This window comes from Paraburkholderia sejongensis (assembly GCF_020880815.1).
GTDB classification, from domain to species: domain Bacteria; phylum Pseudomonadota; class Gammaproteobacteria; order Burkholderiales; family Burkholderiaceae; genus Paraburkholderia; species Paraburkholderia sejongensis.
In genome coordinates this window covers 34,289-49,165 of sequence record NZ_JAJITD010000027.1, presented here as the reverse complement: position 1 = coordinate 49,165, position 14,877 = coordinate 34,289, and the positions used below count along the sequence as shown (strand labels likewise).

The 14,877-nt window shown below is 60.3% G+C and carries 9 protein-coding genes and 4 pseudogenes; 5 read left to right on the top strand and 8 right to left on the bottom strand.

What is annotated here, in order from left to right:
• Positions 1–149: 149 nt before the first annotated feature.
• From LJ656_RS32875 to LJ656_RS32855, 5 genes are read right to left on the bottom strand one after another with little or no spacing between them, the layout of a single operon-like run.
• Positions 150–1,409 (bottom strand): NAD(P)/FAD-dependent oxidoreductase, encoded by a 1,260-nt coding sequence (locus tag LJ656_RS32875; RefSeq protein WP_230513618.1) that lies wholly within the window; start codon positions 1,407–1,409, stop codon positions 150–152.
• 38 nt (positions 1,410–1,447) lie between these two features.
• Positions 1,448–2,746 (bottom strand): NAD(P)/FAD-dependent oxidoreductase, encoded by a 1,299-nt coding sequence (locus tag LJ656_RS32870; protein ID WP_230513617.1) that lies wholly within the window; start codon positions 2,744–2,746, stop codon positions 1,448–1,450.
• A complete protein-coding gene (locus LJ656_RS32865) occupies positions 2,743–3,486 on the bottom strand; it encodes an amino acid ABC transporter ATP-binding protein (RefSeq protein WP_230513616.1) in 744 nt (247 codons plus the stop codon). Before LJ656_RS32865 ends, LJ656_RS32870 begins: the two co-directional genes overlap by 4 nt.
• The gene (locus LJ656_RS32860) at positions 3,483–4,142 is read right to left on the bottom strand and encodes an amino acid ABC transporter permease (protein ID WP_230513615.1); all 660 of its coding nucleotides are present in this window, start codon (positions 4,140–4,142) and stop codon (positions 3,483–3,485) included. The genes LJ656_RS32865 and LJ656_RS32860 overlap by 4 nt, the downstream gene beginning before the upstream one ends.
• A gap of 33 nt (positions 4,143–4,175) precedes the next feature.
• Positions 4,176–4,934: a substrate-binding periplasmic protein gene (locus tag LJ656_RS32855; protein ID WP_230513614.1), complete on the bottom strand. Its 759-nt coding sequence runs from the start codon at positions 4,932–4,934 to the stop codon at positions 4,176–4,178.
• 266 nt (positions 4,935–5,200) lie between these two features.
• Here LJ656_RS32855 and LJ656_RS32850 point away from each other — a divergent pair, with 266 nt between their 5' ends.
• Positions 5,201–6,055 (top strand): IclR family transcriptional regulator, encoded by an 855-nt coding sequence (locus LJ656_RS32850; RefSeq protein WP_230513613.1) that lies wholly within the window; start codon positions 5,201–5,203, stop codon positions 6,053–6,055.
• A 64-nt stretch (positions 6,056–6,119) separates the two neighbouring features.
• Here LJ656_RS32850 and LJ656_RS32845 read toward each other — a convergent pair.
• Positions 6,120–6,837, bottom strand: a pseudogene (locus LJ656_RS32845) (IS6 family transposase).
• Between the two features lie 153 nt (positions 6,838–6,990).
• Here LJ656_RS32845 and LJ656_RS32840 point away from each other — a divergent pair.
• Both LJ656_RS32840 and LJ656_RS32835 read left to right on the top strand, forming a co-directional pair.
• Entirely contained in the window at positions 6,991–9,000 is a 2,010-nt protein-coding gene (locus LJ656_RS32840) for an ATP-binding response regulator (protein ID WP_230513612.1), read from the top strand.
• 55 nt (positions 9,001–9,055) lie between these two features.
• Positions 9,056–9,584, top strand: a pseudogene (locus tag LJ656_RS32835) (RrF2 family transcriptional regulator).
• 654 nt (positions 9,585–10,238) lie between these two features.
• On the opposite strand, the gene LJ656_RS32830 reads toward LJ656_RS32835, so the two are convergent.
• Both LJ656_RS32830 and LJ656_RS32825 read right to left on the bottom strand, forming a co-directional pair.
• Complete coding sequence (locus tag LJ656_RS32830) at positions 10,239–10,823, bottom strand: TniB family NTP-binding protein (protein ID WP_268998871.1); 585 nt, start codon at positions 10,821–10,823, stop codon at positions 10,239–10,241.
• Between the two features lie 66 nt (positions 10,824–10,889).
• Positions 10,890–11,594, bottom strand: a complete 705-nt coding sequence (locus tag LJ656_RS32825) for an IS6 family transposase (RefSeq protein WP_230513637.1) — start codon at positions 11,592–11,594, stop codon at positions 10,890–10,892.
• A 238-nt stretch (positions 11,595–11,832) separates the two neighbouring features.
• On the opposite strand from LJ656_RS32825, the pseudogene LJ656_RS32820 reads away from it, so the two are divergent.
• Positions 11,833–13,586: pseudogene (locus LJ656_RS32820) on the top strand (phage integrase family protein).
• A 166-nt stretch (positions 13,587–13,752) separates the two neighbouring features.
• Positions 13,753–14,029 (top strand): annotated as a pseudogene (locus tag LJ656_RS32815) (DUF1488 family protein).
• Positions 14,030–14,877: the final 848 nt, after the last annotated feature.

The following is a 14,877-nucleotide window of genomic DNA, read 5'->3' as shown; positions in this document are numbered from 1 at the left end:
AAAGTATTTATTCAGCTATCCACAGCATTATTTCCGGACATCTATAAGCAAGCCATCCTCTCTATCCGAAGACTAGCAACAGATGATTCCGGCGAAAGTTAATTTTTTAAAAATTAACAATCCTCAATAAATTCTGAGTCAAAGTTTCGTTATGCAAATCTCGTCAAACAAAACGGTTTGAGATCGACGGGAGGCTCGTTGCCGCAAATCAGCGCCGCGACGCATTCGCCGACCGCCGGTCCGATGCCGAACCCATGTCCGGAAAAGCCCGATGCGAGATAAAGGCCGGGCACATCGTGGAGCGCTCCGATAACCGGCATCGCGTCGGGCGTGACGTCGATATAGCCGCCCCACGAATGCGCGATTCGTGCGCCATTGAACACCGGAAAGGCTTCTCGCAAACGTGTCCACGCTTGCTCGACGCCCTTCGCATACGGCGGCGGATCGAGCATGCGACAGTGCTCGAACGGCGTCTCGCGATCGGTTGAGAAGCGTCGCGGGATCCTCAATTCATCAAAGAAACGTTCGCTCACGCGTACGCGCACGATCGACCGGTTCTCGATCCATGGCCGAATGAATTTGGTCATCAAGCGGAAGCTGTCCGGCACGAGTTCGGCGAGTGACGCGGAGAACTGTGAGACCGTGTAGCCGCCGTCCGCGCGCTTACGGCACGTGAAATCCTTGCCGTTAATGGACACCCACATGTTCGCGTCGAACGGCGCCGTGCGCAGCACTGATCCGCGCACCTTGAGCTGCGGAAACTCGATGCCGAGGTTGCCACAGAACAGACGCGACCACGCGCCCGCCGCCACCAGAACGCTCCGCGCCTGCACAGGCCCCCTTTCGGTGACGACGGCACTGACGCGGCCCGCACTGCGCTCGATACCGCGCACTGCGCAGTTCTCGACGATGATCGCGCCGGCCTGCCGCGCGAGCGCGGCGATGCCGGCCGTCGCCTTTGTTGGTTCGGCGACACCGCAGCTCGCGCTGTACATCGCGCCTGTCCATGCACGAGCGCTGGCAGGCAGCAGCTTCTGCGCGCCGCGCTTCGTCAGGAACGAGGCCTGCGCGCCATAGACTTTCGCATTTTCGTACCAGCGCGCGTGATCATCCGCATCGCGATCGTTTTCCTGCAGATAGAGCAAGCCGTTCTGGCAATAGCCAACATCGACTTGCTGCTGAAACTCGCTCCAGCGGCGATTCGCAAGTAGTGCGAGCGGCACTTCCGGCAAGTCGCGCGATAGCGTGCGTACCCATCCCCAATTGCGGGACGACTGCTCGCACGCGAGGATGCCTTTCTCGAATAGCGCGGTCGGCACGCCCGCTTTGGCGAGCCAGTAAGCGGTGCTGGCGCCAATGATGCCACCGCCGACGATGGCCACATCCACCGGATCAAATCCCTCTGCCATGTTGTTCCTATCCTGTTATGAGTGCGATAGCGCCGGCATCATGCCGGTTGACCGAGCGCGTCGCGCAGTCGGTACCAACTGATCGCGAGGGCGGCGGCGAACTGGCGCGCGGGATAGAGAGGAAGGCGGCTCACCGGAGTAACCGGAAAATCCAACTGGTCGGCTGGCACGCCATTGATCGCATCGGCAAGCACGCGGCCGAGCGCGGTTGCCATCGCGACACCGCGGCCGCAATAACCGTATGCCGTCCAGATGCTCGGAGCGAGTTGATGGATACGCGGCAAATCGTCGATCGTCATGCCGACGCGACACGCCCACCGATGCTCCCAGCGCACGCCTGCAAGCTGCGGAAACCGCGCGATGGCGGCGGCCCGAAGCTGCTGTTCCGTCGCCCCATCGATGTAATCGGCCGCACGCCCGCGTCCGCCGATGACGAAGCGGCCTTCCGGATCGATCCGGCAGTAATACGTGATCTTGCGCGTCTCGGATATCCCCGCACGTCTCGGCAGCAGCGCTTCTTGCAGCGCCGCGGACAGCGGCTCCGTCGCGATCTGCGCGCTCGCCACGGTCACGTACGAATGGGCCACCGCCGGCCACAGCGTCCCGGTATAAGCATCGGTCGCGATAATGACGCGACGCGCCCGAACGGTGTGACCGCCAACCTTGAGCACCACCGCGTCCCCGGACCTTTCATGGATACCATCGACCGGCGAATGCTCGTACAACGTAACGCCCTGCTCGCCGGCCGCTAGTGCGAGTCCGCGTGCGAACGCGAGCGGATGCAATGCCCCCGCGCGTCGCTCTAGTAAACCGGCGGGCCAGAAGCGCGAGCCGGTTGCATCGAACATCGCGTCGGCGCATAGATACTCGACATCGCCGCCATGTGCGTTGATCTCCCGCACACGCCGTTCGAGATAGCCCACAGAGCCCGCCGAGAACGCTCCCTGAATCCAGCCCGTTCGCGTCGGCGCGCAATTGATCCGCAGAGCGGCTACGAGGTCGAACAGATATTCGGCGTTGCCGTACGCGAAACGCGTCATCTTTGCGGCTACGTCACGACCGAAGCGTTCGATCAACGCGCTCGGCATCGGCTTGAAGCCGGGCACAACCTGCCCGCCGTTGCGCCCAGATGCGCGATTCCCCACCTCAAATGCATCGAACAACGCCACTTGCCGCCCCACTTTCGCGAGATGGTACGCTGCGGATAGACCCGTGAAGCCCGCACCAATCACGGCGACATCGATATCGATGGACTCGCCGAGCGTGCTCGCCGGATTCCACGGCGCGGTTGTGCTCGCCCACAGGGTGCTGGCCGGTTCGAATGGATCGCGTTTCATGACGGCAGCCTCTCAGCGTGGGTAATGCGCTTCAGAAAGTCACGAACCCGTTCGTTCTTGGGGTAAGTCAACACCTCGCGTGACGGCCCTTGTTCCGCGATGCGCCCGCCATCAAGGAACAACGTGCGATCCGAGACGCAGCGCGCGAAGTCCATCTCGTGCGTGACGACCACCATCGTCATGCCTTTGTCCGCGAGCGCACGCATCACGGACAACACTTCGCCGACGAGTTCGGGATCGAGCGCGGAGGTCGGCTCGTCGAAGAGAATAGCCTCTGGTTCCATCGCTAGCGCCCGTGCGATCGCGACGCGCTGCTGCTGTCCACCCGACAGTTGGCGTGGATAGTGTTGCGTCTTCTCCGCGAGACCGACCGATGCGAGCAATTCCTTCGCACGCGCCGTTGCCTGCGCGACGCTCTCCCCCTTTACGTGAACCGGTCCTTCCATTACGTTCTCCAGCGCCGTGCGGTGCGGGAACAGATTGAAGCGCTGAAACACCATCGAGACGCGCTGCCGGATCGCGTTGATCTGCCGGTCTTTCGCGTCGACAGGAAGACCATCGATCGTGATGCGGCCGCCGTCGTATTGCTCCAGACCATTGATGCAGCGCAGAAGCGTCGACTTGCCTGAACCCGAAGGACCGATCAGACACACGACTTCGCCCTTGCGGATTTCCGCATTAATGTCCCGCAGAACACAATGGGTGCCGAATGATTTCCGGATATTCTCTATCTTGATCAATTGCCTTTCCCGAAGCGCCGTTCTAGTCGTCCAATTCCGTACATCATCGGCAAGCTCATCACCAGATAAATCAAGGCAACCAACGTGAAAACCGTTGCGCTCTTGAACGTCGCCGCTGCAATCAGTTTGCTCTGCATCGACAATTCCACGACGGTGATGACCGCCGTTTGCGACGAGTCCTTGAGCATCATCACGACGTTGTTGCCATACGGAGGCAGTGCGATCCGCAGAGCCTGCGGTAAGACCACGCGACGCATCAGCTTCATTCGCGACATACCGATGGATTGCGCGGCTTCGTATTGTCCTGAATCCACCGCGTCGATGCCCGCGCGAAATACTTCGGCCATATATGACGAATACGCGATGCCTAAACCCATCGCGCCCGCTTGAAATGCGGTGAGACTCACGCCGAACTGCGGCATGACGAAGTACATGTAGAAGAGAATCACGATGATCGGCACGCCACGCACAAGGTTCGTCAGCACACGGCTAGCGTGTACGAGGGGAGCGACGCCGCTTACGCGCAGCAACGCCCAGACGAGTCCTAGCAATGTGGCGATCACCAGCGCGGCGGCGGTAATGGCGATCGTCGTCAGTACGCCCTGCATGAGAACGGGCATGAATTCGATCGCATCGTTTATGAATAAATCAAACATCTGCGTATCCAGAGTTGCACAACCGGTTGCGGATTAGTGACTAACGTTCCACTTCTTCAGGATCGCGCTGATGGTACCGTCGGCTTTGAGTTTCGTGATAGCGGCATCGAGTTGCGCGCGACGCGCGTCGTCCCCCTTGCGTACCGCGAGCGCGATGTTCGTGGGCAGCGATGGCTTGTAACTATCGACATAACGCACGCCGCTCCCGCCCTGTGCGCGCACCTGATACGCGATGACGGGGCCGTCGCCGATCGCGGCATCCAAACGATGCAGCGACACGTCGCGCATCAGGTCGGACATGGTCTCGTACATCCTCACTTCCTTAACTCCTGGCGTCGCCTTGAGCGGATCGACGTACAGCGTGCCGATCTGCACGCCGACGGTCTTACCCTTCAGTTCCGCGAGGTTCTTATAGTCGATTTTATCGTCGGCGGGCACGATAAGCCCTTCGCCATATTCGAGGACGATCTGGGTGAAATCGACGACCTGCGCGCGTTGAGCAGTTTTAGCGAACGCCGATGAAATGAGGTCGATCTTGTTCGTTTGCAGCGAGGGCACGAGCGACGCAAACGGGATCGGCGCGATGTCCGTCTTGTAGCCCGCTTCCTTGCCTACCGCTTCCGCGACATCGATCATTGCACCGCGCAGCGTGTTGGTCTTGGGATCGAGGAAGTTGAAAGGCACGGCCGTGGGCGTCGCGCCTACCCGTAAGGGCGCCGGATCTGCATGCGCGATTGACATCGAGGCAACGCACAGGATGCCCGCCATCAAGACACTCAGCTTCTTCAACATGGAACCCCCTTCCTAGGTCGGTCAGCGATGCGGCTTTTGAGTCTGCAATTGTATTGCATAGCGATATTCGTATATCGCACAACAATCATTTATAGCCGTCCATTTACCAAGGGTCAACACGGCGTTTACCTTGATAAGTTGCGGAATTAGCCAAGTTTGCATATGCTGAACGCAGCTCGCTCGACCCAAGGGTGGCCACGTCGTCGCTTTATCTCGGATATTGTGATTCAATATATTCATCCCGCATTGCGCTGCCCTTCACTACCATGCCCCACACCATTCGCGGTCCGCAGCCGGCCAATTCATCGCCGGAGGAGTCGACGCTTTTCGTCCAGTCGCTCGCTACGGGGATCACCGTGCTCAACGCCTTCGACCCCGAAAACCGGGCGCTGAATCTGCCGGAAATCGCGGCAATAGCGGGCATTTCGAAGAGCGCCACCCAGCGCTTCGCGTTCACGCTCGAGGCGCTCGGCCTGCTGGAAAAAGATCCTGCGACGAAGCGCTACTCGCTGTCGTCGCGTACGCTGGAGATCGGATGCAAATATCTCGAATCACATCCGTTGCTAAGTCGGGCGAATCCGTTCCTGCTCGAACTCAATCGCACCTCTGGCGAAACAGTGAACCTTGCCGAGCCATCGGGCACGGACATGATCTACATCGGTCGCTTTCCCAGCCTGATGCGGCTGCTCGTTCACATGCCGGTCGGGCGTCGCATTCCAATTTATTGCTCGTCGGCGGGACGCGCGTATCTATCCGCACTCGACGAAGAACAAGCGCACCAATATCTCGTCGCGTGCGAGCGCGTCAAGTACACACCGAACACGATTACCGACATCAATGCACTGATGGAGGAGTTGCGTTTGTCGCGCGAGCGCGGCTTTGCCTATTGCAACGAGGAGTACTTTCGCGGAGATCTCGCGCTTGCCGTGCCGATCTTCGATTCGGGGCATCGCGTCGTCGCGGCATTGCAGCTGTCTGTGCTCGCGGGTAAGTGGACGCTGAAGCGCGCGCTTACGCGTTTCATCCCGATGATGCAGGAAACCGCGGAACGCATCTCAACGTCCTCGCCCACACCACAAGCACTAGCACCGTTTACAAATATTCCGGGGCGCAAGGTTTGAAAGGGCGTTGCCAACTTGGCGATAGTGATGAAGAATCGCCTGAATACATTGGTATGCCCATCGATCAGCGAAATAGAGCATCGGCTAGGGTCCACCGATACCACGCCGTGAGGCTTCCTTTGAGTTTCGCGCGATGGCACCAGGCCGTCATTCGATGGTGCGGCAATGCGAAGTACTGCCGGATCGGGCCGCAGCTTGAAAGGAAGGCCTGGGTGCGAACCGGATCGCGAAATCCACGCCATGGCGCGTTCACGCCGGCGCGTCGGTTGATGACTGTTCTCTGGGCGGTTGTTCACCCGTGCCGAAGCTTCGAGGAACATGTGCTTGACGCCGGCCAGTTCCGGGATGTCTGTCTTCGCCGCTGGGTAGCTGCGCAATTGGTCTGTGACAATCCGGCTCGGCACCGGTGCTGAATGCAGCACGCGCAGGGAGAAGCGTTTGACTGCACCCTGGTCGCGCTGCTTTTCCACCAGGACGTCCCACTCGGCGTCACGTTCGTCGACCGCACGCCACAGTAGGTAAGGTTTGCCACGCAGGCGGACGAACATTTCGTCAGGATGCCAAGTGGACCCGAGTTCGCGCCGAGTGACCTCGCCCGGCGTGCAAAGGCAGCCCCGAACCGGTCGCACGGGCGGCGAACCGTCTCGTGTGTCGCCCCGCTCAAACAGCAGTTCCGCGACTTCGCGCAGGGTCACGTTGAACCGGAAGTACCACCTCACCGCAAGTCCGATGATCGAGGCCGGGATTCGATGACCGAGATAGAGTGATTTCGTCGTCTCCATTGGGTCATCCTATCCGACCTCGGGTATTATCGTGATAAAGCCCTACGAACCCCGACAGAGACTTTGAATCACCGATGCTAATAGACAAGAGCGAGTTCATAAGGCTGCAAGGCGCCGATCAGGCGTGGGTATCAGCACTGGTGTAGAGCCGTCATGAAGCTGTTGCAAAGTGGTCCATTCCCCGAACTCGCATCTTACCTGCGAGGTAAGCGGGGACTCATAACGCGCCGCTGGCTGCGTGCAGTCAGATTCGATCCGACGATCGAGCTGGCGGGCAAGCTAACAACTGACCAGTTGCTGGACCATCTTCCGTTACTCCACGAGGAAATTTGCGCCGTTTTGTGTGCGCCCCCTGAAGAGACGACGCTTGCGCGTCTTCACAGCGACGCAAGAATGCACGGTCGCGACCGCTGGTTGCACGGGTACCAGCTCGATGAACTGTTTCGGGAGCTCAACCTGCTGCAGCGCTGCGTACAGCAGGCATCAAGGGAATTTTTTACAGATACGCCTACGCCGCGTAGCGTGCAGAGTGCAGCGCATCAACTGATTGAAGCTCTGTTCAGTGTGACTATCCACAGCGCGATCAGACAGCTGCTCGAGGATCAGGACCGGCAGATCGCTGCGACCACTGGTGAGCGGGACAAGGCACTCGCCGCGCAACAAAAGAGCGAGGAGCGGCTCCGGATGGCGGCCTCCGCCGCCGGTTCGGGAATATTTGAGTGGGATATCCCGACGCGCGCGGGCATCTGGGAAAACTCCCGCATGTACGAGATAACAGGGCAGCCGCATTCCGACGGGCCCCTGTCGTGTAGTGCGTTCGTGCGCAAGCTTGTGCATCCCGACGATGCCGAAGCATTAATCACTCAATACATGGACTCGATGCAGCACGGAAGCGACTTTCATGCAACCTTTCGTATCCTGCGCATCGATAACCGTATGCCACGCGTCGTAGAGCTGCACGGCCGGTTCAGGGTGGACCGGGAAGGTTCGATGCGGTCCTTCACCGGCACATTGACCGATATCACCCGACGCACAATAGCCGAAGAGTCGCTTCGCGAGACCGATCGCCGCAAAGATGCCTTTCTGGCCACGTTGGCTCATGAGTTGCGAAACCCCCTGGCGCCGATCCGCAATGCTGCGCGGATTATCAAACAGTTCAGCGCAGTGGTGCCCCCGGAGGTGGAATGGGCACGCCTGATGGTCGAGCGCCAATGCGAACATCTCACCCGTCTGATAGACGACCTGCTGGACGTGTCGCGCATCAGCAGCGGGAAGATCCGCTTGCAGTGCGAGGTATTCGACATCCGCGAGGCTGTGCGCAGCGCGGTGGAAATCAACGCACCAGCAGCAGAGGAGCACCGGGACCATATCCAGGTAACCCTGCCCGGTTCTGCGGTTCTGGTGAACGCAGACCGTGTCAGGCTAACCCAGGTGTTTTCCAACCTTCTGGATAACGCGATCAAGTATTCGAATGACAGCTCGGAGATAGCGATCGAAGTGACCGCCCTCCCGGGCACGGTGCAGGTCGTCGTTCGGGACAACGGGATGGGCATCCCGCTGTCCCAGCTGGCGCGGATGTTCGAGCCGTATGTTCAGCTCGCCCCGGCCGAGGGGCGGGGACGATCGGGGCTGGGCATCGGTCTGTCTGTTGTCGAGAATCTGGTCAAGATGCACGGCGGCCATGTTACCGCTGCAAGCGATGGCGTTGGGCATGGATCGCAGTTCACCGTGTCGTTGCCGGCAGCCGATGCTCCTGCCGAAGTCGTGGCTGCAATGATCGAATTACCGACAGCGCAACCAGTACGCCTACGCGTGTTGATCGTCGACGACAATCAGGATGCAGCGCAATCGCTCGCAATGGTGCTGGATGGGCACGAGGTGCGATGCGCGTTTAATGCGCAGAGTGCTCAGGCAATCGCGCAGAGTTTTCACGCTGATGCAGTCATCCTTGACATTGGCCTGCCCGGAATGAGTGGCTATGAACTGGGCCGGCACCTCCGTACGTTACCCGGAACAGCCCAGGCGCTTTTCGTGACGCTTAGTGGGTTCGGAGCGCCCGAAGACATTTTGCGGTCACGTGAAGCAGGGTTTGCGCGGCACTTTGTGAAGCCGGTCCGGCCCGAAGTGCTGATCGAATTTCTGCGCGATGCGACTGCCAGGTAGACAAACTGAGGCGCAGAACGGAGTGCCCGGGCGCGAGTACTGTTATGGAGGACTAGTGAAACTGACCGACTACACCGATTACACCCTGCGCGTGCTGCTCTACCTCGCCGTGCGAGGCGACGGCACATCGAAGATAAAAGATATTGCACAAGCGTACGGCATCTCGAAAAACCATCTCATGAAAGTTGTCCATCAACTCGGCGCGAGGGGCTGGATCGAAGCCGCGCGAAGGGCGCAATGGCGGAGTGCGTCTCAGCGCACAGACGCTCTCCTTGACCATAGGCGAGATTGTTCGACTGACTGAGAGCGAGCGTACGCTGCTCGCCTGTCTTCAGGAGAGTCAGAGTGAAAAACAGAGTTGTGTGATCACGTTACATTGCCGTCTGCGCGCTATGTTGACTGCTGCTAACAACTCGTTCTTCAATGAACTCGACCGCCATACGGTCGCCGAACTCTCGCAACCGCAAGATGCACTCGCCGAATTGCTTGGAATTGGAGTCTACATTCCAGTGGTAGCCGTCGCGACCGCATTGGAGTCGAAACGGATGACCCCTGACGCATCGACTGAAGCGGGCGTTGATTAGCCCTGGTTCGCGATATCGTCCCTGATCCCGAAGCGATGCTCTCTACAATACTGACGAGCGGGTGACATATGCTCATTTAGGATACCGAATCGAGTTGTTAAACGAGCTAAGATTGAGACGATTTCGCCACTAAAGCTGGGACGCCCGTGACGAACGCACCGTGCTGAATAGAGAAATCCTTTTAAAACAGTTGATTAGCGTAAAAACTGAAGTAAAGTTGAGACACTTGTGCAGACTGCCGTCAGTCACGACATCACGGTTGTCGATCTCGCAGACATGGGCGTGACGTCGTTGCGCCGGAGCGTCGCCAGTTCATACTGGCGCGCAAGCCACCCGATGCGTGCCACTGGGCTCGAACGCTGCATAAGCGTGAAGAAGCGTTTGACGGCGCCCTTGTGCAGTGTATCGGCGGTGCGTGTGCTGGTGATGGCGCAACACGGAGGCGGAGGGAGGCACGATGCATATGTTCGACAAATTGCTGACGCACTTTGCCGAACGTATCGTGCCCAAAAGGGAACCCCTTTGGAAACCCCGGCGGCGCAGCCGCCCGGGCGAGCGCCTGCTGGCGCTCACACGGCCGCTGCTGCGGCCTGATTGCAGAACGCAAACTCAAGGCGCCCTAACGATTGCTAACATTTTCTGCGGCGCGCCTTGCTACAGTCTTCTCGATAGCAGCTGCTTCCCAGTTGCTATCAATAGCCTCGGAGTTGGCTTTTGATGCGCATCGATTTTGCCGATGCGCATTTTTTTTGCCCTACCCCCGTTCCTGCAAGCTATAAGCCGTCGTGATCCGGATGCGGTTCGCGCGCGCAGTCGCGCCCGGGTCGAGCCGCACGGGGCCCCCGCGCAGCAGCGTGGAGAGAGCGGCGTGCCCGGTGCAGCGTACCGAGACGACCCGGTTGGGCAGTGAACAGGTGGCACCGATTGCCGCTCACTGACCTGCGCCCGTGGCCCGTTGCACATCGGCCCTTTGACGAAGAAGCATTCGGTAGTTGGCTGGGCCGCATCGCCAGCCGCTACCTCGCCGGTAAGTCCGTCGCTGGCGGCCAGCACGTACCGTACGATCTTTCGTTGCGCGAGATCAGAGGGCCCACATAGCGGCAAGATGCGAGCAAACGCGGACAGAAGTCGGCGAAACGTCTCACTTTCACGCCAGCGAGGCATCTCGAACGGGGTAAATCGGCTAACCATTTGCGTATCGCTTTGAAGGGCGATCACCGCGTCATCTGTGCCAACCAGGACAATGCTGGGCTGTGTCGCGATAAGGGGCGTATGGCGCGAGAATTCCCATGTGAGTAGGACTGCTTATATCACGAGCGAATAGAATTGCTCGGCTGCAGTTGGGGTACCGTCGTTGCCCCGCATCTGCCCTTTTCGGATCATATGCATTACTTCGACGCCGGACAGGATGATGCGCGCGCACCGGAAACTCTTGAAACCCATCATCGGCTTGACGATACGTTTGACCGCACGATGGTCTTGCTCGATGATGTTCTGCCGGACGTTGATCGGCGTCGGTCGGGCTGCGTTGAGCGCTTCGAGCGCGGCCAGATTGGCGCCGCTCTTGTCCACGGTGACAGTCTCGGGCTCACCGTTCCGCGCAATCGCCTTCTCGAAATACCGGCGTGCAGCGGTCTTGTCACGATGGGCGCGCAGCAGGAAATCGACTGTGTTGCCCTCCTTGTCCACGGCGCGGTACAAGTATTTCCATTGGCCTTTGACCTTGATGTAGGTCTTGTCCATCCTCCAGCTCTTGCCCACCGGGCGCTTGTTCGGGCGGAATGCCTTTTCCAGCGACGGCACGAGCTTGATGACCCAGCGGTGCATGCTCGAGTGATCCACCTCGACTCCACGCTCGGCCATCATCTCCTCGAGATTACGCAGGCTCAAGGAGTACGCCACGTACCACCGAACACACAGCAGGATCACATCCAATGGACAGTGCAATCGCTTCAGTACTTTTCCAATGCCCGCCGGCAGCGCTTTGCGTGCCGTCTTCGTTTTTGCCATCATGCTCTGTCGTACGTTGTGGTTCGACAAATTCTACGCGATCGCGTTAACGCGACAGAACCCAAATATTTGTGTTGGGCTTAGCCTGCGGGGAGAAGGGTGAGCTTCGCATATGGGAAGTGAGCGCCCTTTTCACGCGCATACACCTTATGTACGAGCATACGAGCGGATCGCTATCAAGCCATTGGGATAAGTTTTCTTATCATAAGGTGCAGGTTTGCGCGCTAAACTTCCGTCCATGAAAACGCACCACACTGCCTTCCTCTCGCTTCCCGCCCCGGCTCCCGCTTCTGCTTCCGCGTCTCCTTCCACTGGCCTGCCCGACGCCGACGAACTCGCGGTGCTGCGCGCGTGGTACGCGGGCCTGCCGGTGCGGCAGGCGGTGGCGCGCTACCTGCCCGCGGCGCTCGGCGAGAACCGGTCCGCGCGCGGTGTGCTCGGGAAAATCCGCCGCCAGCTGGTCGCCGTCGCGCAGGCGCTTCACCGCAGCGATCTGGCCGTCCTGCTCGACCATCCGGCCGGTGAACGTGAACAGCACGCGAAGACCATCGCAAACGTGATCGAGGTTCTACGGACCGCCCGGCCGAGCCGCAGATCGCCGACGACATCGCGCAATGGCTGTCGCCCCGTGCGGTGCGCGTGCTGCGCGCGCACGGCATCACCACGCTGGCCGACCTGACCGTGCGGGTCCCGCGCCGGCGTCAATGGCGGAAGGCGGTCCCCGGGCTCGGCGCGGCGAGTGCGCGCGCGATCGAACAGTTCTTTGCCGCCTGGCCCGCGCTCACCGAAAAAGCGCGCGCGCTGGTAGCGGCGAGCCAGCGTGGCGACATCGTGCCGTGGGAAACGCTGAAGTTGCCGCAAAAGGTCGACGGCACCCACGGCACCTTTCGTGCGCCGCTGGCGACCTGCACGCTGGACGCATCGAATGACTACGAAGCGGTGCAGACCAGGCTCGCGCTGCAGGAGTCGCCCGCGACCCGCCGGACCTACCGCAAGGAAGCCGAGCGACTTATCCTTCGGGCGATCGTCGAGCGTGGACGTGCGCTGTCGTCGCTGACCACCGAAGACGCGATCGCATACCGCTCGTTTCTGCGGCGCCCCTCCCCACACGCCCGCTGGATAGGCCCGGTGCGCCCGCGTTCGTCGCCAGAATGGCGGCCGTTCAACGGCAGCCTGTCGGACCGCTCGGTCGCGCACGCGCTGTCCATCCTCGGCGCGCTGTTCCGCTGGCTGATCGGGCAGCGCTATGTGCTCGCCAATCCGTTCGCGGGCGTGAAGGTGCGTGGCGGCAATGGCGCGGCGACGCTCGATGCGTCGCATGCGTTCACCGAGGGCGAATGGGCGCTCGTGCGAACGATCGCCGATGGACTCGAATTTCGCAATGGCCCAGCCTCCCCGTCCGCGTCGTCCAAATGGAGCAAGGCGGCCGCGCAGCGGCTGCGCTTCCTGCTCGATTTCGGCTATGCGACCGGCCTGCGTGCGAGCGAACTGGTCAACGCGACGCTCAGGGACGTGAGAACCGATGCGCGCGACGATCACTGGCTGCGCGTGACCGGCAAGGGCAACAAGCTCGCGACGGTCGCGGTGCCGCCGCTCGCGTGGGACGCGCTGGCACGCTATCTGGCCCAACGGGGACTGCCGGTTTCGGCGGCGCAATGGCGGCCGCAGACACCGGTGATCGGCAGCCTCGAAACCGACAGCGACGCGGCGATCAGCAGCGTGCGGCTGTGGAGTGTGCTCAAGCGGTTTTTTCTGCTGGCGGCGGACGATATCGAGGCGGATCACCCGCCTCTCGCCGCCAAGCTGCGCGATGCCAGCACGCACTGGATGCGCCACACGCACGCGACGCATGCGCTCGGTCGCGGCGCGGAGCTGACGACGGTGAGGGACAATCTGCGGCATGCGTCCGTGTCGACAACGTCGATCTATCTGCACAGTGATGAGGTGAAGCGCGCGCGGCAGATCGGCGAAGCTTTTGGTGCGCGCAAATAGCTCGCTGCGCGCCCACCCGCGCGGCGTGTGATTGCGCGAACCCCGGCTCACTCCACCGGCAAATCGTTTCAGGCATGCAGACAATTGGATACGTGAGTATCCCAGTGTTCAGGACGCGCCCCGTCATGCAAGAATCCGTTGTGCATCTCTCAGAATTGTTCTCTGTTTGCCATGGGAACTTTCGAACTGGAAGCCCTCAGTACTTGCTGACCGCCGCGGCGTGTCCTTCGGCCTCGCACGACCGCATGGCATCGCCGGATGCGTGATCACGGTAAAGGCACTTCAGAAATGCTTCTGGCGTGAGGCCGACGCCGATGACGCCCGTATCCTCAAGGCCCTTCCGCGACGGGTACGGCCGCATCCGCGCCATCGCGGAGCGCAAGCTGCTCGCTCGTCCTACCACCCGCCTTGAGTTGACCACTAATGATTTTGCGCAACAATGAGCCGATGATACGAAGCGTTGCCCCCGTGCGCGTTGGCAGCTCCGCCGCCGACGCGCCTGGCATCGTGCACATCGCGATTAACAGTATCTGTTCTTGATTTCCGATCGCGTGCAGAGTGTTGCGCGAACAGGTGAGCCGATACGGGAGACGTTTTTGAAACTCGAATCCGACCGTCTTGGGACACTCGTCATACGCCGACGCAGCGAGTCGCGCGATGATCGTTGTGAGTGCGGCTTACGACGAGGGCGACGTGTACGATGTCCCGATAATCCGCGCCCAACAAAGGTGCGCGGACGCCGGTCGGGACAAAAGCCGGTTTAGAACACAGCTTGCCAAACCCCGATGGACCCGGCGATATGAGCACGATGCACCTCTCTCTCCCCGATTCGCTGAAAGAATACCTCGACGAACAGGCTAGCGAGTGCGGCTACGGCGCCAGCAGCGAAGGCCGATACCGACTACTTCAAATCGCTGCGGGTTCGCCTAGGTACTTTGCGTAAATGAAAGCGAAGCCCGTCATCCCAACGTGGCAGGCCAAACAGCACGTAGAAGACGGGTTGACCTACCAACTCGTGGACGAAGTTCGGAACAGGCAGCGCTCGGGTTCTTTGAAGAGATTGAACAGGTACCGCTCATCTTTCCACGCACCCCGACATCAGGGCTCCCCGTTACGCGTATGAACGCGAGATACCAGGCTTGCGGTCACGACCGCTCGATCATACCCACATCTGATTTTCTACATTGAGCGGAGGAATTGCGTCGAGGTTTGTGTGTGCTCAACGGCAAACCTGTTATTCCAACGTGGCTGTCGAACGACGACAGCGGGATTGATTAAAAGCAGCTGCGCG